Origin of the sequence: Neobacillus rhizophilus (genome assembly GCF_018343535.1) — a bacterium.
Lineage (GTDB): Bacteria > Bacillota > Bacilli > Bacillales > Cytobacillaceae > Neobacillus > Neobacillus rhizophilus.
Window position 1 is genome coordinate 573,505 of sequence record NZ_JAGYPF010000001.1, and the last position, 25,808, is coordinate 599,312.

The following is a 25,808-nucleotide window of genomic DNA, read 5'->3' on the forward strand; positions in this document are numbered from 1 at the left end:
CCTCCCATTTCTAAATTTTTCTGTTCGCCTGAATTTCGGCATATAGCATGATATTTTTAACATTGCTATTAAGGTTGGCAAAACGTTCATCCTTTGTATGGCCTAGAGTATATCGATAATACATTTGTTGTACGGCAACGGCAATTTTAAAGAAGGCTAACGTCATATAAAACTGGAATGAGGATACATCCCGGCCCGTATTTTTAGCGTATCTTTCTAGAAATTCACGGCGGCTTATGAATCCTTTCTGAGCTGTCGGCATAATCAAACTTTCCTTAATTAATTCTGAATCGTTTTCCTCAAGCCAGTAACTTAAAGTGGCACCGAGATCAAATAATGGGTCACCTATCGTGGCCATCTCCCAATCTAAAATGGCATTTATCTGTTTTAAATCATCCGATAACAGAACATTATTAATTTTAAAATCATTGTGAATTAATGTTGCCTCATGTGAATGAGGTAAATGATTGATTAACCAATTTATGACTTTGTCAACCACAGCGATATCATCTGTTTTATATTTTTGGTACCTAGTAATCCAGTTTTTTAGCTGTCTTTCTATGAAACCATTTGGATACCCGATATTTTCCAATCCAGCTTTTTTATAATCCACCTGATGCAGATCTACTATGGCATCAACCATCAAATAGGAAATGTGCTGTTTATCGATAACAGACAGGTCATTCTCTTTATTTGGATCATCATCCAAGGTAATTCCTTTTACTCGCTCCATAAAATAAAAGGGTGTTCCGATTACTCCCTCATCAGAACAATATAAATACGGCTTTGGAACAAGTGGGAATCCCGAATAAAGTTTATTAATTACCTCGTATTCCCTTTTCATATCATGTGCTTTTGGCGGTAAAGGTCCAAACGGCGGTCTCCTTAAAACAGCTTCCCAGCATCCGCAGCGTATAACATAGGTTAAATTAGATTTGCCTGCAGGAAATTGTTGAATCTCCAAATGTTCATTTGGAATGTCCTCAAAATTTTTCACAAGAAATTGTCTTACTGCCTCATAATCTAGCTCTTCCCCTTTTCTTACGGGAATTGTGTGACTCATGTAACAGCCCCCTTACTTTCGTTATTTTCTGTACCCTCCGTCCACGGCTAAGAGTGATCCAGTAGTGAAACTAGCAGCGTCTGAGGCAAAATATAAAGCTGAGCCAATAATCTCTTCTGGATTTCCAGGCCGCCCAAGAGCTGAGTTTTTCTCAAATCGTTTCATCGCCTCCTCCATATTCCACGCCTTAGCAATATCTGTTAAAAAGGGGCCTGCGATTATGCAATTGACGCGCACCTTAGGGGCGTAAGTATCTGCTAAAGCAAGTGTAAGCGCATTTAACCCGGCCTTGGCAGCAGCATAGGGCACTTCATTCTTTGTCGGCCGGATTGCTGCAATGCTGCTAATATTAATGATGGCTCCCCCACTACCTTTCGCCATGCGGTCTCCTACCAATGCCGAGAGACGAAATGGCCCTTTTAAATTTAATGCTAAAACGCTGTCCCACATAGATTCGCTTACATCAACTAGGGAATCGTAAAGTGGGGACACACCGGCATTGTTCACTAATATATCAACCTTGCCAAAATGATCATAAGCGGCTTCTACCAATTCATTTACCTGGTCCCACTTCCCTATATGACAAGCATATGGGAGTGCTCGGCGGCCAATAGCTTCCACCTCTGCAGCAACCTTTTCACAGGCATCGAGTTTGCGGCTTGCAATCACAATATCCGCTCCTGCTTTGGCAAAAGCGAGTGCCATTTCTCGTCCAAGACCACGGCTTCCTCCTGTTATTAGAGCAACCTTACCAGTAAGAGAGAAAAGTTCTTCAACTGCTTTCATTCATTTCTACCTCCAAAAATTCTCTGTTTCATTATTTTATTGTTAGACACATCTACCTTTATGAAATTTAGGAATTAAAAGGACATAGGCTCCATTTTAATGAGCTTATGTCCTTTTGTTTTTTTCCTCTAACTATTTCGCACCCCTATAAAACAATATTTTTTTACAACGTTTTTTCAGTAGAGGCAGCACGTTCTTTTTCTTGTTCAATTAATTTTGTACGCAAAATCTTTCCTACTGCTGTTTTTGGAAGTTCATCTTTAAACTCTATGAGTCTAGGTACCTTATATCTTGCTAGATTTTGGTTGCACCATTCCTCCACTTCTTTTTCGGTCAAAGTGACATTTTCCTTGAGGACGATAGCTGCTTTTACCGTTTCACCACGATATGGATCAGGTACGCCATACACGCAAACTTCCCTTACAGCCGGTAATTGATATAATACTTCCTCGATTTCAAGCGGATAGATGTTGAAGCCGCCGGCGATAATCATATCCTTCTTTCTTCCAACAATATAAAAATATCCATCCTCATCCATAACGGCCAAATCACCCGTAAATAGCCAGCCATCCCTCAAAGCATTAACGGTTTCTTCTTCATTTTTCCAATATCCCTTCATGACTTGTGGGCCTTTTACGATAAGTTCACCCGTTTCACCAACAGGCAATTCAATTGTTCCTGTAGCGATATCAACAATCCGGCAATCTGTGCTTGGGATTGGTATGCCAATACTGCCGGGCTTTCGTACACCTTCGCTTGGATTTTTCGTCACCATCGTAGTTGCCTCTGATAAACCATAAGCTTCAATAATCGGGGCACCTGTTTTTTCCTCAAAACGATTCATGATTTCCACAGATAATGGTGCAGATCCGCTGCTGCATATTTTAATAGATTTAAGATCTTCGGACGTCAAATGCGGGTGGTTTAACAAGGCAATATACATAGTAGGCGAACCACTAAAGGTGGTCGGCTTAAAATTTCTGATTGTCTCTACAAGCAAATTTAATTCAAATCTGCTGATCGTATTAAAAGTTCCCCCCCTAAAGATAGTGGTAACCATTGTCGTCAAACCCATAGCGTGAAACATTGGGGCGATACCGATTATTCGTTCCCAAGAACCTTCACTTGCTTCTCCGACACTCGATTCCTTGTTCTGATAAAGATTACTAATGAGATTGTAGTGTGAGATCATTACACCCTTCGCCCTGCCAGTTGTTCCCCCTGTATACTGCAAGATAGCAATATCATTTTCAATATCGATATTAACTTCTGGGGACGGGTTTGTTCCTTTTTCAATCCAGGCATTAAGGCTGTCTTTAACGTCCTTTTCACCCTCTGCGATAAGGACTGTTAATTTGTCTTTATAGCCGATTTGCTCGAGTTTTGGAACTTGGATGCGATTCGTGATAAACCAAACTGCCTCGGAATCTTCTAAAATATATTCCAGTTCTCTGGGTGTATACAAAGGATTGACTTGAACAACGGTGCCGCACAAGCGTTGCACCGCAAAAAAGGAGATTATGTACTCCAGACAATTTGGCAGCATGATCGCTAACTTATCTCCTTTTTTAAATCCACTATCATATAAGGCAGAAGCTAAACGGTCTACATCTGAGTTAAGTTGATAGTAGGTCTTCACCTTTTGATTATCAATTACGGCAGTTTTTTCTGGATGGAGGTTGGATGAATCCTTGAGCAAATCATCGATGGAAACAGCGGGAGGGGTAATTTCGTAAGGAACTTGTTCTGGATAAGAGAAAAGCCAAGGTTTATTCAAAAAATTCACTCCTATTCTAAACAATAATTTTTAATGTTTTCCCTAACCTCTTCGGATATCCCGAATTCTTCTGCAATATACGTGTCAAAATCACCATAATTCCTTAATATCGCGTTATAGGCAGCATGAAGATAGTCTTCTCTTAGTGGAAAAGCATTTATTAATTGTTTATACTCTTCTGGAGTAAAATATTGCGATGCTTTTTCAAAAATAGTTTGATGACGTTCAGCTAATGTTAGATTTGAAAGTAAGTAATCTCCTAATACAGTTTCATAAGGTACACCCATGGTCATCAATATTAACATGGCACCTACACCCGTTCGGTCACGGCCGCCCGTACAGTGGTGGACAAGCGGCAAGTTTTCTTCAGGGCTTTTTAATAGCATCATTAATCTTTTGTAAGAAGGATTCTGTATTGGCATCTCAGTATAAATCTTTAAAAATCTTTCAACCGTGAATTGACGGTAATAGTCCGCATTAAATCCGTCGTCTTTCACAAACATATTTGTGGCAATATTTTCTTCGCTAATCGCAGAAACCCGCTCAAGAATGGCAGACCCTAAAGGCGGATCGGGCTTCCGTTCCGCCTCCTTTTGTCTGCGATAATCAAACACTCGTTTTAATTGCAGGGTTTCTAATAAACTTACATCTTCGTCAGTTAATCCGGTTAATTCTGCTGCTCGAAAGAGGAGCCCTTTTTTTACTTTTCTGCCATCCTTTGTTGCCAGTCCGCCCATATCGCGGAAATTAACGGCTCCACTCAGTGGCAGGAGACACTCCGGCATTATGTTATTCTTCATTCGTACCACCTATCAAACTTTTATTTAAGAACTTTAATTAATCTGTTATTTTTTGGGTAAGGAAATTTTTCCTGTTTCAGGTTCAAACTCGATGGAATCAGAAATTTGTACTATTTTTCCATTCTCGGCTTTGGTCATGTACATTTTCGTAATTCCATAATGGTTATTTTCAGAGAACGATACCCCAGCATACATAGAGCCATCCCAGTTATCGAATGTATTGAAGGATTTTAGAAAATTATCCCAGGTAAGATTATCGCCGCTTCTTTTTAATGCTTCAACGAATACTTGTGCAGCCGACCAGCCGCTTTCTACAAAATTAGTTGCCTGCTCATTTGGATACGATTTTTTAAATCTTTCTTTGAAAAGTTTAATTTTTTCATTATTTTCATCATCCAAACTAATCAGGATTCCACCGCTATAGGTTCGTTCCCAAACATCGCCTCCAGCCAATTGGAATGCATGGGTGTCCCCGCCAGCAATGGAGGAAACAATGTATTTAGTTTTATCTAGTCCGATTTTATACATTGCCTTTTTCAAATTAACGACAGGACTCATCACACCAAAATTAAAGATTGTATCTGGCTTGGCTTGCTGAAGTTTTTGGGCCTGGGCACTGAATTCCGTGTCGGCGGGAAGATAGGTCACTTCGGCAACAAGTTCGACGCCTGGATACGTTTTAATTATTTCTTTAATCTTGTTATATGGGGCTTTTCCAAAGTCATCATTTTGATAAGCAATGGCTATTTTCTTAGCACCCAGCTCGTTGACAGCATAATTCAACATAATTTGGGCTTCCACTTCATAGTTCATCATGGTTGCCCCCATCCAATTTTTTACCGGTGGATCGACAAATCCCTTTAACCCAGTCCCTGGTAATATAACCGGGATGCCTTTGTTTATATAGTAGTCTTTTGCAGCAAGATTAGCGGCAGAGCCCTGATTTCCAATGACGGCAAATACTTTATCTTCCTCAACAAGTTTCTTGGCATTCTGCGAAGCTTTTGTTGGCTGATATTGATCATCGTAAGCAATTAACTTTATTTTCCGGCCATTTACTCCGCCGTTTTCATTGATATACTGAAAATAGGTATCCATACCTTTTCGGAAAGTATCATAGACAGCTACAGGTCCCGTTTGCGGTGCCGAATGTCCAATCATGATTTCGTTCTTTGTAACCCCTTGAGCTAGTTCATTGCTATCCTTTCCTCCAGTTGTATTGTTGGAACTTGTTTTCTCCCCGTTGCAAGCTGCTAATAGAAACACCATCATAAAAGCGATGAATAAAGTAAAGCCTTTTTTGACCATTGAAATCCCTCCTTATTTCGGAAATCGCACATAACAAAACTATTATGCATGTCAAGAAGCCTTACGTTATTAACCTGCACTTGCTTTAGAATGAGTTGTTCAAACCAACTTTTCATTATTATCTGGCACACTTTAAGTGACGGGCAATCTCTTGGATTACCGGTACACCTTTTCTTGTCGCCGTATTAAACATCACAAATGTTTTCGTTGATTCGGTAATAAGAATATCGTCTTGATTATAAATCTCTTGTTTTACGGTAAAACTTTTGTTGCCCACATTCATTAAAGTGGTCGTAACATTCAGAGTATCTCCCAATCTGGCTTCCTTATGGTAGGAGACATCGAATTTGAGGACAACCGTACCGAGATCTTGTTTCCTTAACTCCTTAAAATTTACTCCAGCCTGTTTGTACCATTCACCGACCCCTTTTTCTAAAAAAAGAATATATTTCAGGTAATTGACATGGCCAAGCTGGTCGATGTCATCTGGTGTGACAACAATTTTTGTGGTAGTCTGCATTTTGTTTCCCTCTCTTCATCACATTCCGCATTTATGGATGCTCCCAATTTTTTTACCCGCCAAGATAAAGTCGGCGGACTTCATCATTATTTCTTAAATCTTGGGAATGTCCTTCCAAAGCAATATGTCCGTTTTCCAATACATACGCATAATCAGAAATCCCAAGTGCCATGTTGGCATTTTGTTCCACCAGCAAAATAGAAGTGCCATCTTTGTTGATTTTTTTGATGATTTCAAAAATTTCTTTCACAAGAATAGGGGCAATTCCCAAGGACGGTTCATCCAATAAAAGTATCTTCGGCTTCCCCATTAACGATCTTCCGATGGCAAGCATTTGCTGTTCACCGCCGCTCAGTGTTCCCGCTTTTTGTTTGACCCTTTCTTTTAACCTTGGAAAATATAAAAATACCTTTTCTAAATCCTCTTTAACATTTTTATCTTTGCGGCTATAGGCGCCAATTTTTAAATTTTCCTCCACTGTTAATAATGGAAAAACCCTTCTGTTTTCAGGACAGTGAATAATTCCTTTTTTGACAACCCTGCTCGGGCTGTCTTTCAACATGGATTGACCGTCCATTTCATATGAACCTTTTTTCGGCTGAATGAGTCTTGAAATCATCTTTAGAGTTGTTGATTTACCAGCGCCATTTCCGCCTAACAAAGATACAATCTTTCCATCCTCCACCGTCATGTTCAGTCCTCTTAATGCATGGACATGGCCATAATAGACATGCACATCAGACAATTTGAGCATTCTCTTCGACCTCCCCTAAATAAGCTTCAATAACCACTGGATTTTTTTGAATTTCTTGGGGGGTGCCTTCTGCAATTTTTTGACCAAAATTCATGACCGTTACAAAATCTGACACTTCCATTACAAGCGACATATCATGTTCAATCACAAGGACTGTATAATTCATTTCTTTCTTTAAGCGGAGGATGAGCTCGCTGATTTTTTTCGTCTCCACTGGATTCATCCCAGCTACCGGCTCATCGAGTAAGATTAGCTTTGGTGAAGATATGATGGCTCTTCCGATATCTACCATTTTTTGATAACCAAATGGGAGATTTCTAACTTTTTCATTCGCTAAATCGGTTATCGAAAGTAAATCCATCACTTCATAAGCTTTTTTTATTGATTCTTTTTCTGTCTTTTTAACAGAAGGCAAATTTAACGAAATCGAAAAAATATTCTTTTTCAAGGTTGGGTGCAGCCCTACCAGCAAATTGTCAAGGACAGTCATTTTTGCAAACAATTCCACATTTTGAAAGCTTCTCGCAATCCCCTCATGAATGACTTGATGGGGTTTAAGTTTTAAAATATTTTTTCCATTAAAATCGATTGTGCCGGCAGCTGGAGTATAGAAACGGCTAATGCAATTAAAAACCGTCGTTTTACCCGCGCCGTTCGGACCGATGATTGAATAAATATTTCCCTGAGGCACTTCAAACGAAAGGTCTTTAACGGCGGTTACGCCGGCAAATTTTACGGTCACATCTTTAAACGTTAGCATCCCTGGCAGCACCTCCTTGTTCAAGGTCAGAAAGATAAACTTCCTGTTCATCCATTACTTTTTTGCTTGGTTTTTTTATCCTGAACATTTCCAGCAATGATATTAAACCATTTGGACGGAAAAGAATGATTCCGACAATGGCAATACCAATTATAATATTGGTCAACCCGATTAATGATTTCGTTAATTCAGGCAGTACTGTAAAGATAATGGCACCAATAATGGCACCTGGAATAGAAGCCAGGCCGCCAATGACTATCATCCCAAGTAACAAAAATGACGTAAACACGGAAAAATCGTTCGGGCTGACGAATCCGATCCAATAACCATAAAGTCCGCCGGCAATTCCTGTAAAAAAAGCGCTAATCACAAACATCAGTGTTTTGTATAATGGAACGTTAATCCCGGTAGCCTGAGCAGCAACCTCACTTTCTCGAATGGCGACAAAAGCCCTGCCCAATCTGCTTTTCACAATATTATGGAGAATCCATATGATTACAACAGTCATTAAAATAATGACGTAAATAAATTGACTATCATTGGACAACCATTCCGGCCGGGCAAGAGGAAGACCAGAATACCCGCCAGTAAGTGAGTCCCAGTTAAGCGCAATCTGTGGAATGGACAGCCCAAACCCTAACGATACGACGGCAAGAAAGTTACCGCTAAGCCGCACTGCGGGGAGTCCAATAAGTAAACCGATGATGCCAGTAATCACTCCTGATAACGGAAGAACAAGCAAGAAAGGAAGACCTAATTTGGTCGTCAGGATAGCAACTGTATAACCACCCACCGACAAGAAGCCTGCGTGGCCGATGGAAACCTGGCCGCCAAAGCCAATTAATAAATCCAATGCCATTGCGGTAATGGCATATACGCAAACCATAACGAAAATAGAAATAAGATAAACCGATTGTCCAACGATAAAAGGATAAGCAAGGAATAAAAGAACGAGTAAAAATAACCAAGGTTTACGATTTGTAAATAGCTGTTTCAATTCACATCACACCTTTTTTACAATTTTTGCTCCCCCAAATATTCCTTGAGGACGAATGTACAACACCACAACTATCAATAGAAAAGTAAAAACAATTTTCAGCTCCGGGGCAACATAATAACTGACTAAATTTTCAAAAACGCCAACAATTAATCCACCAATAACCGCACCCGGCAAGCTATTAAACCCACCTAGAACAGCACCGGCGAAAGCGATAATCAAAACCTCTCCCATCATATTTGGACTTAAAAAAGTTACTGGGGCTGTCATCATCCCAGCTATACCGCCGAGTGCAGTACCAATCGCCCAAGCTCCCATAAAAACGCCGGAAACCTTAATTCCCATTAGCTCTGAAGCCATAATATCCTGTGAGGCAGCACGCATCCCTAAGCCAGCTTTTGTGAATCGGAATAATAGGAAGAACAGCAGCATCAGAACCAACGTTAACCCAACCGTAAAGATTTCGTTGGTCGATATAAAAATACTGCCAAGTTTAAAAGGGTCACCATGGAAGGCCTCCGGGAACGAAGTGGGCTGATACCCCCATTTAAGTCCGGCCAGCCCATTAAATATCATAAACAGTCCTAATGTAAGCACCACTTGATTTAAATGCGGGGCGGATTGAACCCTTTTCATAACCAACACATAAACCACTATTCCGAAAACTAAGGCAAATAAAAGCGCTAAGCCAAGTGCTGCTAAATAAGGGAATCCATATTTCGATAAAAAGACATAACTGATAAAGGTTGTGATCATGGCCATTTCGCCATGCGCAAAATTTGCAACTTCGGTTGTTTTAAAAATTAATACAAGTCCTAAAGCTGCTAATGCATAGATACAACCAAAAATTAAGCCGCTGGCAATGATTTGCATACGTTTATCACCTTCCGCTTATTTATTTGCTGTTTCGAGACTTTGTTTTAAAATATAACGCTGGATTTTTCCGCTCGGTGTCTTAGGGAGGGTTTCAACAAATTCAACTTCTCGTGGGTATTGATGTTTTGATAGCTTTGCTTTTACGAAAACACTTAATTCGTCAGCTAACTCTGAGGAAGATTTATGAGATGATTTAAGAACTACATATGCTTTTACAATTTCTCCTTTAACAGGATCCGGTTTCCCGATTACAGCAGCTTCAGCTACGGCAGGATGTTCTAATAGGGTACTCTCCACTTCAAAAGGACCAATTCGGTAGCCAGCGCTGGAAATGATATCATCAGCTCTGCCTTGGAACCAAAAATACCCGTCATTATCTTTACTTGCAAGATCCCCGGTCCAAAACCAATTTCCCGTTATTTTTTCTGCCGTTTTCTTTGGATCATTCCAATAACCTAGAAAGAAGTACGGAAATGCATGTATATCTACGGCGATTTGACCCGCTTCACCGACTTCGACCGGATACCCTTGCTCATCTAATAAAGCGATATTATAGCCAGGAGCCGGCAGACCCATTGATCCGGGTTTTACCATCATGTCTGTGACATTATAGTTATTTACAATCATCCCAGTTTCGGTAGAACCATAGTGATCATAGATTTCCCGGCCAAAATTATCTTTAAAGAAGCGGACAACTTCTGCATTTAATGGTTCACCAGCACTGGAGAACTGTTTTACTTTTAATGAATATTTCTTTACTAAATCAGAACCGGCTGCCATCATCATTCTGTATGCCGTTGGGGCATATGCAAAGTTTGTAACTTTATATTGTTCTAGTAATTGATAGTATTTTTCAACCTGGAAAGGACCTTTATATACGACGATGGATATACCGAGACTTAATGGGCATATAGTACAGTTCATCAAACCATAAGCCCAGCCCATATCCGCACCACCCATGAACCGATCATTATTTTCCATACCCATCGCATATCTAAGGTAAGGGTAAGTGCTGATAAAAATTTTATGAGCCCAAACGGCACCTTTTGGCATGCCTGTTGAACCAGATGTGTATTGGATTACACTAGGATCCATCATGGTGGTTGACTCTGTTTCATGTTCAGCAGGGAACTGTTGAATAAACTCCCAGAAAGTTAATCCATTACCTGATAAACCATCAGTTAATAGAAGCTCACAGGATACTTGTTGACCTTCAATTTTTTTGGCCTGTTCCTGGTTCGTTACTAAAATTTTGCAATCAGCATCTTTTAATCGATACGTAATGGCCTCTGGGCCGAAAGCCGTAAACATTGGAACATAAATAGCACCTATTTTCCATGTTGCAAGGACTGTCAAAATTAATTCCATGTCCTTCCCCAGGAGACCTGCCACACGATCGCCCCTTTTTACTCCCAGCGACCGAAGTGCATTCGCCATCCGGTTTGATTGTTCTTTTAAACGGAAATAGGTCCAGACATCCTTATTTCCTTTTTCATCCTCCCAATAGATAGCGATACGATTCGGGTCATCAGCCCACCTATCACAACATTCATGTGCTATATTAAGCTTTTCATGAACATTCCAATCATAGGTTTTCACTACTTTTTCCCACGAGAAATCATCCCTTAATTCTGCATAATTCAATTTTTGTCACCTCGTTTAAATTTTTTACTTAATCAGAAACCGCTTACAATAATATAACTTTCAGCTGTACAGTATGTAATTCATGATTGCTATTTTTTCCAATTTAGTATTGATTATATAATACAGAGCAATATTTGTACATATTTTTCTAAATATTATTAATTTTACAAAAATTATTACGCCATAATGTTTTGGTAAAGACTTGGTTTACTCCACCTATATTTAATAATAAGACATATGATATTTTCACGATTTGATTACTTTTTTTGAATACTAGTTTGAATTATTTTAATTTTTAAATAATTAACTTGCAATTTAAATCAAATCTCTTTACACTTATTCTTGAGAGTTTTTAAGAATGTAAGCGCTCTTTTAATAGTGTTTTGTTCTTTACTCTTAAAGTGAATCTTTGATTGGGGGTAAATTTTGTGAGAAAAAAGTTGACATCAGCACTTGCTTTGATTCTAACTGTTATTTTGTTAGTTTCATGCAGCGCACAAACCAGTAAAAACCAATCAACTAAGGGCGACCCAAAAGAAGGCAAGAAACAGGCTCAAGGAGTAACGGATAAAGAAATAATTGTTGGGCTCACCGGTCCACAAACAGGACCAGTCGCGGAATATGATAAAGTCAGAAGAGGCGTTCAAGCATACTTTAATTATGTCAATGATAATGGCGGTGTAAATGGAAGAAAACTTAAGTTAATCGCCTATGATGATCAATATCAGCCCGCAAAAACACTCCAAAGTATTCAAAGATTAATAGAACAGGATAAAGTATTCTCTATTATATATCCAATCGGAACGGCTAATATTGCCGCATCCTTACAGCTTTTAGAAAAAACCGGTATTCCGGTAACGGGTCTGGGGACTGGGGCAGACAAATTTGTGAATCCTCCAATTAAGAATGTTTTTGGCGGAACATTTAATTATGTAGTCGAAGCAAAGGTCTTTTTAGATTATTCTGTCAATAAGCTGAATGCCAAAAAAATAGCCATTGCCTATCAGAATGATGATTTTGGAAAACAGGGACTTGAAGCGATCAAGAAAAACATTGGAAAATATCCTGGAGTTTCAATTGTAAAAGAAGTCCCTTTCTTGGCAACAGATAAAGAATTTAGCTCTCAGGCCCAACAGCTGAAGGAAGCAAAAGCAGATGTAATCATTATGAATACAACTCCTGCACCAGCTGCAGCATTGCGTAAAGAAATGCATAAAATTGGGGCATCGGACACTCCATTTATTGTTTCACAGACTGGCGGTGCAGATAAAAACCAATTTAATTTAGCGGGGAAAGATGCTTGGGAAGGTATAATATCTTCTCTACAATATCCTAATTATGAGGAACAAATGGATAACCCAGAAGTCAAAAAGTATGTTGAGTATGTAACCAAAGACTTTGGGAAAGAATCGCTGGGAGCTCTCTCTGAAGGCGCATGGTCCACTGCTCAAGTATACGTCGAAGGGTTAAAGCGAGCAGGAGATGAATTGAGTTGGGAGAACTTTATTAAAAAAATGGAAACCTTTGATAAATGGGATGGCTCTTTCTACCCTTCTGTCACCTATACAGCGGAACACCGCTACGGAAATACATCCTTATTCCTAGTTCAAGCAAAAGCAGGTGACCTAGTGCCAGTCACAGGGAATATCCACTATGATCCGGAAAAAGATAAAATTGAGTATGAAAAGTAATATTTAAAACTACTAGAATATAAGCGGACTCCAGTTTAAGGAGACCGCTTTCTATTTTTCATCACCTAATTCATGAAAAGAACCTCCATTTTAGACAACTGGAGGTTCTTTTGCTTATTACTTCGGCTGCATCCGAATCGCGCCGTCAAGGCGGATCGTTTCGCCATTTAAATATGGATTTTCAATGATGCATTTTGCTAAATGGGCATATTCGGATGAGTACCCTAAACGCTGCGGGTACGGAACCATTGCACCTAATGCCATTCGGACTTTTTCCGGAGCTCCGGCAAACAATGGCGTATCCATAAGTCCTGGAGCAATCGTCAAGACTCTGATACCATGTCTGGAAAGGTCTCTGGCAATAGGCAAGGTCATACCGACGATGCCTCCTTTTGAGGCGCTATAGGCTGCTTGGCCCATTTGGCCATCAAATGCAGCAACAGAAGCGGTATTAATGATTACTCCTCTTTCCCCTTCTTCGTTTGGAGCATTTTGCGTCATTTTTTCCGCAGCTAAACGAAGCACGTTAAATGTTCCTATTAAATTGACTTGTATAACTCTAGTAAAAACGCCAAGATCATGTGGCTTTTCTTTGCCTACCGTTTTTTCGGCCGCACCAATCCCTGCACAGTTTACAGCAACATGAATAGCCCCAAACTTTTCAATAGTTTGGTTAATAGCATTGACCACATCGTCCTCACTGGTAACATTTGTTTTAACGTAAAGAACACGGTCTGAACCTAATCTTTCTACTAAAGCAGCGCCTCTTTCTTCTTGCAAATCAAAGATGGCTGCATATCCCCCATTTTCAATAATCGTTTCGACGGTGGCTTCTCCGAGACCGGAAGCGCCTCCTGTTACGACTGCTACACTGCCGTTAATTTTCATTTATCATGTTCCTCCTCTAATAAAATCGAAATCTTAAAAAATATGTTTAATACCCTGGGGATGCTCATTCCAATCTGTGTGAAATGAGCATCCATCAGGGAATTTTATTGATAACGACTAGCTAATTCTTTCAATAATCGTGGCATTCGCCATTCCGCCGCCCTCACAAATAGCCTGTAAGCCATAGCGGCCGCCGCTTCTTTCCAGTTCATGCAGCAAGGTGATCATCAGGCGGGCACCAGATCCTCCAAGCGGATGGCCCAAAGCGATTGCCCCGCCATTTGGATTTAGCTTTGCTGGATCTGCTTTTAATTCATCCATCCAGAGCATAGGAACAGGGGCAAATGCCTCATTTACTTCATAGGTATCCATATCTTCAATTGAAAGCCCAGCTTTTTCAAGTACTTTTTTCGAAGCAATGGAAGGACCTGTCAACATTAAAGTCGGGTCAGAACCCACAACAGAACGAGCAACGATGCGGAATCTCGGCTTTAGACCTAATTCCTCTGCTTTTTCCCTCGACATTAATAGAACAGCTGCAGCACCATCACTCATTTGGCTGGAATTTCCTGCATGAATTCTTCCGTCCTGTGTAAATGCAGGCTTAAGAGATGCCAATTTTTCCAATGATGTATCCTTTCTTGGACCTTCATCCTGTGTGACAACAATTGTTGACCCATCTTCCCGTTTTACTTCAATCGGCATAATTTCACGATCGAAACGGCCTTCTTCTTGAGCTATAATGGCTCTTCGATGACTTTCAAGCGAGAATTCATCGAGCTGACTGCGAGTATAGCCCCATTTTTCAGCAATCCGCTCTGCCGATAAACCTTGATGGATCATCTCATATTTTGAGGTTAACTCTTCACTCCAGGTTGACTCCTTGCGGGAGGCTCCCATTGGGATCCTTGTCATGCTTTCCACTCCGCCGGCAATAACAACATCCATGTCCCCGCTCAAAATCGCCTGAGCAGCAAAGTGAATAGCCTGCTGGCTGGAACCGCACTGACGGTCGATGGTAGTTCCCGGCACGTGTATTGGGAAATCAGCCATTAATGCAGCGCTGCGCGCGATATTTAGTCCTTGCTCTTCCACTTGGGCAACACACCCCAAAATGACATCTTCCACAAGTCCTGGAGAGATCCCCGCACGGTTGACCAATTCTTTCAAAACCTTTGCGGCCAAATCATCAGGACGGACTGAACTGAATACTCCCTTTCTTTTCCCTACAGGGGTACGTACTGCTTCAACGATTACAACTTCTCTCATTCTCTATTCCTCCTAAATTTTAATAGTAAACTAAACATTAGAATGGATTGATAAACTTTTTTGAATAAAATCGATAGACTTCTTTGCCTCTTCTGTCATTTGAGCAAACAATTCCTTGATCGATAATATTTCTTTAATAAGACCGACAGATTGGCCGCAGGACCAAATACCACCATCTAAATCCCCTTCAAAATACACATGTTTGGCTCTTTGACCGGTAATTAGCGGCAATAATTGTTCAATTGTTGCTCCTTTTCTTTCAAGGTGGTCTACTTCCTTACTGACAGCATTTAAGGCAACGCGGGATGGACTGCCAATATTACGTTGAATGATAATGGTATTCGTTTCATCAGATTCCACCATCCATCGTTTTACATTCTCGTGAATGGGCGCTTCCTCTGTAGCCATAAAACGGGTACCCATCACTACCCCTTCTGCCCCAAAAGCTAATGCACTTACCAGTCCTCTTCCATCCGCATAACCCCCGCCAGCAATAACGGGAATATTGACTGAATCTACTATTCTTGGAAGCATGACTAAAGTGCCCACATCACTCATACCCGGGTGGCCGCCAGTTTCATTGCCGACAATAATAACAGCATCGACCCCAAGTTTTTCTGCAGAGACGGCATATTTTACGCCGGCCACTTTATGGAGGACAATGAAGCCGTTTTCTTTCAGCTTTGGCATTAAATCTTTGGGACTTCTGCCGCTAGTTTCGACTATTTTAACCCCTTCTTCAATCAAAACATCAATAAAATCTTCATTTGGGGTGGCGGTCTGGCTCGGAAATAAGTTGAGGTTTACGGCAAATGGTTTGTTTGTTAGCGCTTTAATTTTGTGAATCTCTTGACGAAGTGCTTCAGGTGTACCTTGTGTTTTTGAGGTAATTATTCCTAAACCTCCAGCTTCTGAAACTGCGGCTGCCAATTCTGCTCTGCCAACTTGAAACATGCCGCCGCAAATAATAGGGTATTCGATTCCTAACAATTCAGTAATTCTTGTTTTCACCGTATTTCCCCTCACAAAGTTAATTATTATTCCTTAAATGGTTTAAATAGTACCCCTAATTCTTGTAAAATCTCATCGTTGTGTTCTCCATGACCCGGTGCTTGGCGAACTGTTTTAGCCTGCGTTCTTGATAGTTTAATAGGATTTGCTACTTGTCTCATTGTGCCATGTTGAGGGTGGCTTACCTCTTCTATCATTCCCCGATGCCTGATTTGCGGGTCATGAACCATTTCCTCCATCGTTAAGACTGGGGCAACACAGGCATCGACACCCTCGAAGAGATTGACCCATTCATTTAATGTTTTCGTTCCGATTACGGCTTGAATATCATTTTTAATCGAGGTTTGCTGATCGGCTGGGGCATTTAACTGGCTTATTAAATCTTCCTTACCAATTACCTGACAAAAGTTTTTCCAAAACTTAAATTCTAGAGCTCCAACAGATATGAAGCGGTTATCTTTCGTTTCATATGTCTCGTAACAGGCGAGGCGGCCGTTTAAGACGAGCTCTCCGCGTTTTGGAAGTTCCCCAGTGGCTAAAAATGCCGGCAAAAACGTTTGCATCCAGGAAACCGCTCCATCCAGCATGGAAATATCAATGAATTGACCTTTCCCAGACTTTTTCGCGTCAATGATAGAAACGAGAATCCCGATAACTGCCATTAAGGAACCGCCGCCAATATCCCCTATTTGAACGGAGGAGCTTACCGGTTTTCTACCTTGTTCTCCTTGCAGCTCCAATAATCCGGAATAACTCAAAAAGTTAATATCATGACCTGGAATATCCTTATATGGCCCGGTTTGGCCGTAGCTTGTAATCGCGCAATAAATCAACTTGGGATTATGTTTTTTCAGTTCTTCATACCCCAGTCCGAGTCGATCCATGACACCCGGTCGAAAGGATTCTACCAGAACATCGGCTGTTTTCACCAATTCAATAAATATCTGTTTATTTTCTTCTTTTTTTAAATCAAGGCTCACGCTCCGCTTATTCCGATTCAAAGAATGAAACATCGCGCTTGCTTCACCAATTTTTGGATCTCCCCATCGCGTATAATCACCTAACTTCGGGTCTTCAATTTTAATCACATCTGCCCCAAAGTCGGCCAGCATTAACGAACAATACGGCCCCGGCAAAAGTCGCGTCAAATCAAGGACACGAATACCCTCCAAAGGCATAGTCAATCGCACCCACTCCCTCCCAAAAAGATACAGCATAAAGTAGATTACCTATTTTTAATAATACCAATTTTCTAATAATTTTACAATTAATTTATTTTTTAAACATTAATTCAATGTTGTGATGCAACCGTTTTATAATTCTCTCTTAATTGATATTTCAAGACTTTCCCTGAGGTGTTTCGTGGAAGTTGGTTGATTTGATAGATGATTCTTGGAATTTTATAACCTGCGAGTTCTTCCCGGCAGAATTGCTGTAATTCTTCTTGATTAATTTGTTTTCCTTCTTTCGGAACGATAACTGCTGCTACCGTTTCACCCCATACTTCATGCGGAACGCCAATTACGGCTGCTTCTAAAATATCAGGATGTTTGTAAAGGACATGTTCAACCTCAGTAGAGTAGACATTTTCGCCGCCGGAAATAATCATATCTTTTTTCCTGTCGACTAGGGTAATGTAGCCATCTTCGTCTATTTTTGCGAGGTCACCTGTATATAGCCAGCCATTCCTAAGAGCCTTTGCTGTTTCTTCAGGTTTTTTATAATAGCCCTTCATGACGTTTTCACATTTAATAATAAACTCCCCAACCTCACCCGGCTTTACATCCTCACCGTTTTCATCCACTACTTTTGCATCAGTACCATAAGAAGCTCTACCGGAAGCGCCAAACTTTGTTTTGTGTTCTTCTGGCAATAAATATACTCCTCCGGGTCCACCCTCCGTTTGACCGCACATATTATAAAATTGATCCGTCTGAAACATCTCCATTGCCTGTTTCAACAGGGCTGTTGGCATAGGAGCTGCCCCGTATCCGCACCGTTTCACACTGGATAAATCAAATTGCTCCCTGTTCGGTACCTGCAACAAAAAATTATACATAGTCGGAACGCCAAAGAATAGGCTGATTTTGTATTGATCAATATCTTTTAAGGTCTGTACAGGATTAAATTCCTGGCGGACAATTTGTGTACAGCCAAGGATTGAACCTGGGACAAGGAATAAATTCAATTGTGCACAATGGAATAACGGGGCAAGATGAAGTAGTTGATCCTCCGGCCCCATTTTAAATGTAATGATGATTCCTAGTGCTACATGGATAACGCGGTGATGATCCAAAACCACTCCTTTGGGCAGTCCGGTTGTTCCGGAGGTATACAGAATCTCTGCATCATCTGATTCCAAAACTTCCCGTTCAGGATTATCTGCAACCGAGCTTTGGAACGCGGATAAAAGGATTTGGTTCTCTCTTTTATTCGAACCCGCTATAACCTGAAGCTGGATCTTGTCGTTTCCTTCAGAAGCTTTATGGACGACTTCTGCCAAATCCTCATCGGCAAAGACCATTATCGAATCAGAATCGTCCAAAATATAGCTGGCTTCTTTGGCAGTTAAGCGAAAATTTACAGGAACAGCGACCCCGCCGGCTTTTAAAATTCCATAATAAATAAAACAGAATAAATCTGAGTTTTTCATCATTAAGGCAATCTTATCGCCTCTTTTCACCCCATAGCTAATGAGAGCGTTGGCAATACGATTCACCTGTGCATTGTATTCCTTATACGTATATTTGCTTTCATTAAAAATGATTGCTGTTTTGTCTGGCTGATATCTGGCATTTCGCTCAAGTGCTTCAAAAAGATTCACTTCATATTCCTCCCACATTCGAATACATAGACATATAAAAATAGAAGAAAAAGGGGTGGTGACTTTAGTTCACACTCACCCCTGCAATATCAGCTTATAACCCCAAGTTTTTAGCAATAATTGTTTTCATAATCTCATTGGTGCCAGCGTAAATCGAACCGACTGCCACATCTCGGTATCTTCTTGCAATCTCGTATTCTTCCATATATCCGTAGCCGCCGTGCAGCTGCATACAATCGTTGGCAACACTCTTGGCAAGGTCCGTCAGCCACCATTTTGCCATCGATACTTCATTGACCACATTCTTTTTCTCCATATGGTCGGCGATCAATTGATCGACAAAAGTTTCGCCGATTTTGATTTTTGTGGCCATTTCGGCAATCTTAAACTGGGTATTTTGGAATTTACTGATTGGTTTTCCAAATGCCGTCCTCTGCTTGACATACTCAATGGTCATCTCCAGCATATGTTTACTGGCGGTGATACTGCCGATTGCCAGCATCAACCGTTCCTGCTGCAGCTTTTGCATCAGATAATAAAAACCTTTTCCTTCCTCACCAATTAAATTTTCCTTAGGCACAACCGCATCCTCAAAAATGAGTTCAGACGTATCATTGGAATGCTGCCCCAATTTACGAAGCTTTTTGCCTTTTCGAAATCCAGGTGTTCCTTCTTCCACCACAATTAAGCTAATTCCTTTATGCTTCGGTACTGCATTTGGGTCTGTTACACATACAACGATAACGAAGTTAGCTGAATACCCATTGGTAATAAAAGTTTTTTCTCCATTGATAATATAGTTGTCCCCACTTTTAATCGCCGTTGTTTTTACCCCAGCCAAATCAGAGCCAGTCCCCGGTTCGGTCATGGCAATGGCCGAAATCATATCCCCGCTGACCGCTTTTGGCAGCCATCTTTGCTTTTGTTCCTCAGAAGCAAATTCGGCAATATAAGGAATAACGATGTCATTATGAAGGCCGATTCCGCCTGCCCCCGCTCCAACCTTATCTAGTTCTTCGGTAATGACAACGGAATAGCCAAAGTCAGCACCCGACCCTCCATACTTTTCATCCACCCATGGACAGAGGAAACTTTGTTCTCCGGCTTTTTTCCAAAATGATTTAGGGACCTGCTTGGCTTCCTCCCATTCTTCGAAAAAAGGGTATGCTTCCTTCTCCAAAAATTTTCTAAAGGATCTTCTAAAAATTTCATGCTCTTCGGATAAATACGATTTTGCCATTTACAAAACCTCCCTTTTTTTAAAAAATCAATTTATTGTCCCGACCAATTTGGCTTCCGTTTTTCGGCAAAAGCCCGCGGACCTTCTTTCGCATCATTACTTGCAAAAACTTGACTTGTATATTCATTATTGATGGACCAGCCTTCCGGAGGAAATGTCATGGAAGTGTCTAATCCACGGTAGACAATTTCTTTACTCGCTTTCACAGCGAGCGGAGCATTGCAAATAATTTCCTCTGCCAGCTGAATCGCGGCATTGAGGACTTGATCATGCGGGACTACTTCGTTCACCAGCCCCCACTGTTTTGCTTCTTCCGCAGAAATAGGATTTCCTGTAAGAATAACGCGCATTGCCACCTTCAGAGGAATTTGCCTCGGCAGGCGCAATAGTCCTCCTCCTCCGGCAATAAGACCCCTTTTTACTTCCGGCAGCCCGAATGATGCCTTTTCAGAGGCGACAATTAAATCGCAGGCTAAGGCAATCTCTGTACCGCCGCCCAGGGCAAATCCGTTCACCGCAGCAATAACAGGCTTTGAGATATGATGTCTCACAATCCCGGCAAATCCCCATTCCTTCATTTCGTCTGTTGTCGAAAATCCCCCAGCTCCTATTTCCTTTAAGTCAGCACCTGCTGAAAAGGCGCGGTCGCCGGCCCCGGTTAATATAGCCACCCAAAGATCAGGGTCCTCATTAAACTCCTTTAACGCAGTTCCTGTTTCCAGCCAAAGACGGCTGTTAACAGCATTCATGGCTTCCGGCCGGTTAAAGGTAATCACAGCAATTCGGCCAATTTTTTCTACTATAATAGCTTGATAGTCCATTATGATTCTCCTTCATTATTCGTTTTCCACCACGGATAAAAGCTTGGAAGATCAGTGCTGACCTTCATTGGGAAATTTGGTTTTCTTTTTTCAAAAAATGCAGTGATTCCTTCTTTTACATCGGCTTGCTGCCCGGTCCAATGAATCATTTTGGATTCAACTTTGTGTGATTCGTAGGGATGGCTTGCACCAAGCATTTTCCACATTAATTGCCGTGACAACGTGACAGAAATGGCAGATGTATTTTCGGCAATTTCCTTCGCAATCGCTTCGGCAGCAGGCAAAAGCTCTTCAGGGGAAACCACCTGACTAACTAAACCAATTTTTAATGCTTCCTCTGCTGGAATAATCTTCCCAGTATAAACGAGCTCAGCTGCTTTACTGATGCCTACTGCTCTAGGTAAAAACCAGCCGCTGCATGCTTCCGGAGTAATGCCGCGTCTGCTAAAAACAAATCCCATTCTTGCGTTCGAGGAGGCAATCCGGATATCCATAGGAAGAGTCATGGTCGCCCCCACCCCGACAGCAGGACCATTGATGGCAGCGATGATTGGCTTTTTCAATTCATAGATTCGTAAACTTAACATTCCTCCGCCGTCCCGGTATTCCTCGATGGAAGCCTCCTTATTTTCAAATGTGCTAGTGCCGCTTCCTAAATCGGCACCTGCACAAAATGCCTTTCCGTCTCCGGTGATAATGATGGCTCTTACATCATCATTGGCATCCGCTTCATCAAACACTTGGATTAGTTCGTTTAGCATTTGATGATTAAAAGCATTTAAATTCTCCCTGCATAGGGTAATCGTCATGATTTTATCTTCTACTGTTGTTTTTAACGTTTCAAATTGAACTGTTTGCATTCAAATCACCTCAATAATTTTTATATAAAAACAATCATTTCACTTCGATGTCTTTTTAAAAATTTGCCGGGTCCCAGCTTTCCTCCTGTTGGTACTTTCGTAAGATTCGGCGGGCGATGGTAGCAGTATGTGCCTCATCAGGTCCATCATAGATTCTAGCGTACCTGGCTTCCCGGTACATTTTCTCTAATGGTGTATCGGCGGTGACCCCTAATGCACCGTGTACTTGAATCGCGCGGTCAATCACATCATGAAGGACCTTTGCTCCATATACCTTTATCATGGCGATATCAATCCGGGCATCTTCTCCCCTGTCAATTTTTCTTGCCGCTTCAAGGGTCATCAGTCGTGCCGATTGGATTTCCGTTGCGGAATCAGCAATAAATTTTTGAATCATCTGCTTTTCTGATAAAAGAGAGCCATGAGCATATCGGTTTAAGGCCCGATGACACATCAAATCAAAGGCTCTTTGGGATTGACCCAGCCACCTCATGCAATGGTAGATTCGGCCGGGACCCAGTCTTTTTTGGGCAATGACAAAACCTTCTCCCCTCGCACCTAATAAGTTTTCCTTTGGAACCCTGACATTTGTTAAACGAATTTCGCAGTGCCCGCCTGAGGTATGTCCCATAGTCGGCACGACTCTAACAATCTCATAACCAGGTGTATTTGTCGGAACAATTATCATCGATGCTCGCTTATGACGGTTTGGTTCGTCAGGTTCTGTCACACAAAAAAGGGTGGTAAACGCAGCACGGTTCGCTCCGGTGGTAAACCATTTATGGGCATTAATGACCCATTCGTCCCCATCCAAGTATGCTGTAGATTGTATTAATGTCGGATCGGACCCGGCCACATTAGGCTCCGTCAATCCTACAGATGGATTGATTTCTCCATTCACCATTGGGTAAAGCCATCTTTTCTTCTGCTCTTCTGTTCCGAACAGGTTTAACATCGTCCCATCCTGGGCAGTATGGGTACCCAAAGCGAACATGGCAGCTTCGGAACGGCCAATTACTTCATTTATATAGACGTAGTCCATAAATTTCATACCGCCGCCGCCAATCTCTTTCGGAAGGCCTAAAGCCCATATCCCCTCTTCCTTCGCCTTTGCCTGTAATTCCTTAAGGACCTGCCTTCCGTCTTGCTCGCCTTTTTCAATAACGGTTTCTACCGGAATGACTTTTTCATCGATAAACCTTCTCACTTTGTCTCGAATTTCCATTACATACGGACTAATAGCGTATTTTTGTTCAATTTCGTTCAATATCCTTCCCTCCCATTTTGCCAACCTTACACTTAGTTATCTAACCAGCGACATTTCAATGGTTAACTGCTCCCTTATCCTCTTTCTTAATGGAAAAATGTACCTGGATTCTATCGCTCTGTTAGCTGCATTTTCCTTATATAAAAAGCGTAGAAGGCGGCATTGAATTTCATTCAATTGTTTCCATTTATCAGTAGCATCCTCGATAAACACCGCTTCTTCCAAGGCGGAATCCAACTCTTCCACCCAATTAAAGGCGGAAGTCTCCCTTGAATCTGACCGTATTGCTTGTAAAAATTCTTCAACAGTTTGATTGATTAGCGTAATTAACTGTTCTTTCGGTTTCGTATTCTCAATAGTATTGGTATCCACATTTTTTAAAACAGAAAGCAAGGCAATGGCTTGTTCCTTTGCCATGCCGCTGGTGAGATTAGGAATGATTACATCTTTTATCACATCGTTGGCGGTTTTTAACGTAAACGATTTATCGAACATCATTTCCCCCCTAGTAGCCTAATAATTCGGCAACCATATTCCTCATCAATGGCCAGCGATAACCTTGGCGGGCCATCCGAAGATCCTTTGTTTCTCCTTTTGCAAACGACGTCCCTGCCGATTGGGAGATAAGAACAAACCTGACTTGATGGTATACCTCATAATAATGAAGCACCTTTTCCTCTACTCTTAATCCGGTTAGCTCACTATACGTATCCAAAAACAGCTGTCTATCTACTAAGTAACACATCAGCGGAGAATCCATCCGGTTCGATTTGGCACAAACATAGGCAACGTCTGCCATGGGATCTCCGATTTCGGCTGCTTCCCAATCCAGTATCCCCGTGATTTCATTGTGGCTATATAGCAAATTACCAGTTCGGTAATCATTATGTATGAGGGAATACCTTTGGGCAGCCGGCTTATGCGCCTTTAACCATTCCAAAGCATCAACTATTACCGGGTCAGGGCTGATTTGGTAGCGGTAATACATTTCCTCTAAACCTATTAATTTATCATCAATAAATCCGTACTCTCCTTTGGGCTCGTCAAAGTCCTCCGTAAAGCCGGCTCCACTATAATCAAGAAGGTGCAATTTCGCCAAATACTGGACAAAGTGAAAAGGAATTTCCCCTTCTTCATTGGCTCTTTTAAAAAATAATTGCCCCTCCTTTGACCAAGGTACGTAACTGTTTCCGGGCAGTTTATCCATTACAAAAAACGGTCCGCCGAGAATCGATTCATCTGTTTCATACCAGTAAACTCCCGGGATAGGCAGGTCGCAATTTTTACTTAAACGATCCAAATACTTGAACTGTAGAAAAAAATTTCTGTTCTCCCTCATTAACCCGCCTTTATTTTGCTTGCGAATCGCAAATCCTTTTATCTGTTTGCCGTTCGCGGTTTCCCAGTGGACATCGAAAATAAAGGCTTCATCAGACCATCCTGCGGAAGGCTGGGAATACTCCCGAATTTCTACCTTTTCTGCCCCTTTTATTTTCGATTCAAAATAAGCTTTCAATGAGAGTTTTATTTTTTCTGCCAACAGCACCCACCCTTTCACCATTTACCACAAAATTTCTACATTCATTTCTTAAGAGTATTTTCCAATGCCCAATCCGTTAAATTCTTGACGAAGATATCAAGCTGCGCAAATCTTTCATCCTGGGTTTGCCCTCTCTTCCACCGGTAATACATTTGTTGGGCAATGACGACATGCTTGAAGTAGCCAAAAACCATGTAATAATACATTTTCGAAACATCGCGCCCACTTTTCTTAGAGTAGGCTTCAATAAATTCATTTCTTGTCATGAAACCCGGCCTAAGAGTAATTGGGTTTGACAGTTGCTGGTTTTTGAAAAATTCAGGATCATCATGGTCGAACCATAAAACCAATGCGGATGCAAGGTCATTAAGCGGATCGCCGACTGTACTCATCTCCCAATCAAGAATGCCTGCCAATTGACCTAGTTGATTCTTAGAAAACAAAACATTTTTTAAGTGAAAATCATAGTGTATGAACGTTGCTGGCTGAGAAACGGGCCTGTTTTCGATAATCCATTTTATTAGTCGTTCCATTCCGGGAATTTCTTCAGTTTTTACGTTTTGATAACGGCCAATCCAGCCATGTACCTGTCGTTCTAAAAATCCTTGCGGACGTGTTAAGTTAACGAGATTAGTGTTCTTATAGTCTATTTCATGAATGGCAGCCAAGGTATTTACCATAGAATAAGAAACCTCATTAAAAAGGGCTGGATTTCCATCTTCATGATTTGGAAGTGCCTGATCCAGCAATACACCATGAAGACGCTTCATACAATAGAACGGTGCCCCGATAATAGATTCATCATCAATAAAAAAATAAGGCATAGGTGCAAGGGAAAATATTGGGCTAATTGCATCCAACACTTTAAATTCACGTTTCATATCATGTGCTTTTGTATTAACCGGACCAAGAGGAGCCCTTCTTAGGACACCCTCCCAGTCTCCGATATTGATCAAATACGTTAAATTGGATTTTCCAGCACTAAATTGTTTCACTGTCATTGGGTCACTGCTTAAGTTTGGGATCTTTTTTCTAATTAGCTCTTCAAGCTTGGAAAGATTTAATTCTTCGCCTTCGCGAACAGGAATTGTATCTTGTATATTCATGGACAA

The 25,808-nt window shown here is 41.2% G+C and carries 24 protein-coding genes; 1 reads left to right on the plus strand and 23 read right to left on the minus strand.

From position 1 onward, the window contains the following. Positions 1 to 10: 10 nt before the first annotated feature. From KHA99_RS02750 to KHA99_RS02800, 11 genes are all read right to left on the minus strand, one after another. Complete coding sequence (locus KHA99_RS02750) at positions 11 to 1,063, minus strand: phosphotransferase family protein (protein ID WP_213115894.1); 1,053 nt, start codon at positions 1,061 to 1,063, stop codon at positions 11 to 13. A gap of 21 nt (positions 1,064 to 1,084) precedes the next feature. After that, positions 1,085 to 1,849: an SDR family NAD(P)-dependent oxidoreductase gene (locus tag KHA99_RS02755; protein WP_213115895.1), complete on the minus strand. Its 765-nt coding sequence runs from the start codon at positions 1,847 to 1,849 to the stop codon at positions 1,085 to 1,087. Between the two features lie 163 nt (positions 1,850 to 2,012). After that, positions 2,013 to 3,635 (minus strand): long-chain-fatty-acid--CoA ligase, encoded by a 1,623-nt coding sequence (locus KHA99_RS02760; protein WP_213116877.1) that lies wholly within the window; start codon positions 3,633 to 3,635, stop codon positions 2,013 to 2,015. 2 nt (positions 3,636 to 3,637) lie between these two features. Continuing rightward, positions 3,638 to 4,426 carry a tyrosine-protein phosphatase gene (locus KHA99_RS02765; RefSeq protein ID WP_213115896.1) on the minus strand — a complete coding sequence of 263 codons (789 nt, stop codon included), beginning with the start codon at positions 4,424 to 4,426 and terminating at the stop codon, positions 3,638 to 3,640. Between the two features lie 45 nt (positions 4,427 to 4,471). Continuing rightward, complete coding sequence (locus KHA99_RS02770) at positions 4,472 to 5,734, minus strand: ABC transporter substrate-binding protein (protein ID WP_213115897.1); 1,263 nt, start codon at positions 5,732 to 5,734, stop codon at positions 4,472 to 4,474. Positions 5,735 to 5,852: 118 nt separating this feature from the next. After that, the gene (locus tag KHA99_RS02775) at positions 5,853 to 6,254 is read right to left on the minus strand and encodes an acyl-CoA thioesterase (protein ID WP_213115898.1); all 402 of its coding nucleotides are present in this window, start codon (positions 6,252 to 6,254) and stop codon (positions 5,853 to 5,855) included. Positions 6,255 to 6,306: 52 nt separating this feature from the next. Continuing rightward, positions 6,307 to 7,008, minus strand: coding sequence for an ABC transporter ATP-binding protein (locus KHA99_RS02780; RefSeq protein WP_213115899.1), 702 nt, complete (start codon positions 7,006 to 7,008; stop codon positions 6,307 to 6,309). Next, positions 6,992 to 7,768: an ABC transporter ATP-binding protein gene (locus KHA99_RS02785; RefSeq protein ID WP_213115900.1), complete on the minus strand. Its 777-nt coding sequence runs from the start codon at positions 7,766 to 7,768 to the stop codon at positions 6,992 to 6,994. Before KHA99_RS02785 ends, KHA99_RS02780 begins: the two co-directional genes overlap by 17 nt. Continuing rightward, positions 7,755 to 8,765, minus strand: a complete 1,011-nt coding sequence (locus KHA99_RS02790) for a branched-chain amino acid ABC transporter permease (RefSeq protein ID WP_213115901.1) — start codon at positions 8,763 to 8,765, stop codon at positions 7,755 to 7,757. Before KHA99_RS02790 ends, KHA99_RS02785 begins: the two co-directional genes overlap by 14 nt. 6 nt (positions 8,766 to 8,771) lie before the next feature. Continuing rightward, on the minus strand, positions 8,772 to 9,638 hold the full coding sequence (locus KHA99_RS02795) for a branched-chain amino acid ABC transporter permease (protein ID WP_213115902.1): 867 nt from the start codon (positions 9,636 to 9,638) through the stop codon (positions 8,772 to 8,774). A gap of 18 nt (positions 9,639 to 9,656) precedes the next feature. After that, positions 9,657 to 11,285, minus strand: coding sequence for an acetate--CoA ligase (locus KHA99_RS02800; protein WP_213115903.1), 1,629 nt, complete (start codon positions 11,283 to 11,285; stop codon positions 9,657 to 9,659). 428 nt (positions 11,286 to 11,713) lie between these two features. On the opposite strand from KHA99_RS02800, the gene KHA99_RS02805 reads away from it, so the two are divergent. Beyond that, on the plus strand, positions 11,714 to 12,976 hold the full coding sequence (locus KHA99_RS02805) for an ABC transporter substrate-binding protein (RefSeq protein ID WP_213115904.1): 1,263 nt from the start codon (positions 11,714 to 11,716) through the stop codon (positions 12,974 to 12,976). 117 nt (positions 12,977 to 13,093) lie between these two features. Here the strand turns inward: KHA99_RS02805 and KHA99_RS02810 are convergent, their stop codons facing one another. From KHA99_RS02810 to KHA99_RS02865, 12 genes are all read right to left on the minus strand, one after another. Beyond that, a complete protein-coding gene (locus tag KHA99_RS02810; protein ID WP_213115905.1) occupies positions 13,094 to 13,864 on the minus strand; it encodes a 3-hydroxyacyl-CoA dehydrogenase in 771 nt (256 codons plus the stop codon). A 117-nt stretch (positions 13,865 to 13,981) separates the two neighbouring features. Beyond that, positions 13,982 to 15,133: a thiolase family protein gene (locus KHA99_RS02815; RefSeq protein ID WP_213115906.1), complete on the minus strand. Its 1,152-nt coding sequence runs from the start codon at positions 15,131 to 15,133 to the stop codon at positions 13,982 to 13,984. 30 nt (positions 15,134 to 15,163) lie between these two features. Further along, entirely contained in the window at positions 15,164 to 16,144 is a 981-nt protein-coding gene (locus KHA99_RS02820; RefSeq protein WP_213115907.1) for an NAD(P)H-dependent flavin oxidoreductase, read from the minus strand. Positions 16,145 to 16,170: 26 nt separating this feature from the next. Then, the gene (locus KHA99_RS02825) at positions 16,171 to 17,322 is read right to left on the minus strand and encodes a CaiB/BaiF CoA transferase family protein (RefSeq protein WP_213116878.1); all 1,152 of its coding nucleotides are present in this window, start codon (positions 17,320 to 17,322) and stop codon (positions 16,171 to 16,173) included. Between the two features lie 113 nt (positions 17,323 to 17,435). Continuing rightward, complete coding sequence (locus tag KHA99_RS02830) at positions 17,436 to 18,968, minus strand: class I adenylate-forming enzyme family protein (protein ID WP_213115908.1); 1,533 nt, start codon at positions 18,966 to 18,968, stop codon at positions 17,436 to 17,438. Between the two features lie 94 nt (positions 18,969 to 19,062). Beyond that, positions 19,063 to 20,208: an acyl-CoA dehydrogenase family protein gene (locus KHA99_RS02835; protein ID WP_213115909.1), complete on the minus strand. Its 1,146-nt coding sequence runs from the start codon at positions 20,206 to 20,208 to the stop codon at positions 19,063 to 19,065. Between the two features lie 32 nt (positions 20,209 to 20,240). Further along, the gene (locus KHA99_RS02840) at positions 20,241 to 21,029 is read right to left on the minus strand and encodes a crotonase/enoyl-CoA hydratase family protein (protein ID WP_213115910.1); all 789 of its coding nucleotides are present in this window, start codon (positions 21,027 to 21,029) and stop codon (positions 20,241 to 20,243) included. Beyond that, positions 21,029 to 21,889: a crotonase/enoyl-CoA hydratase family protein gene (locus tag KHA99_RS02845; protein WP_213115911.1), complete on the minus strand. Its 861-nt coding sequence runs from the start codon at positions 21,887 to 21,889 to the stop codon at positions 21,029 to 21,031. The genes KHA99_RS02840 and KHA99_RS02845 overlap by 1 nt, the downstream gene beginning before the upstream one ends. Before the next feature lie 55 nt (positions 21,890 to 21,944). After that, positions 21,945 to 23,156, minus strand: a complete 1,212-nt coding sequence (locus KHA99_RS02850) for an acyl-CoA dehydrogenase family protein (protein ID WP_213115912.1) — start codon at positions 23,154 to 23,156, stop codon at positions 21,945 to 21,947. Positions 23,157 to 23,192: 36 nt separating this feature from the next. Then, the gene (locus tag KHA99_RS02855) at positions 23,193 to 23,651 is read right to left on the minus strand and encodes a hypothetical protein (RefSeq protein WP_213115913.1); all 459 of its coding nucleotides are present in this window, start codon (positions 23,649 to 23,651) and stop codon (positions 23,193 to 23,195) included. Positions 23,652 to 23,661: 10 nt separating this feature from the next. Further along, complete coding sequence (locus KHA99_RS02860) at positions 23,662 to 24,696, minus strand: phosphotransferase family protein (protein WP_213115914.1); 1,035 nt, start codon at positions 24,694 to 24,696, stop codon at positions 23,662 to 23,664. A 41-nt stretch (positions 24,697 to 24,737) separates the two neighbouring features. Further along, the gene (locus tag KHA99_RS02865; RefSeq protein WP_213115915.1) at positions 24,738 to 25,802 is read right to left on the minus strand and encodes a phosphotransferase family protein; all 1,065 of its coding nucleotides are present in this window, start codon (positions 25,800 to 25,802) and stop codon (positions 24,738 to 24,740) included. Positions 25,803 to 25,808: the final 6 nt, after the last annotated feature.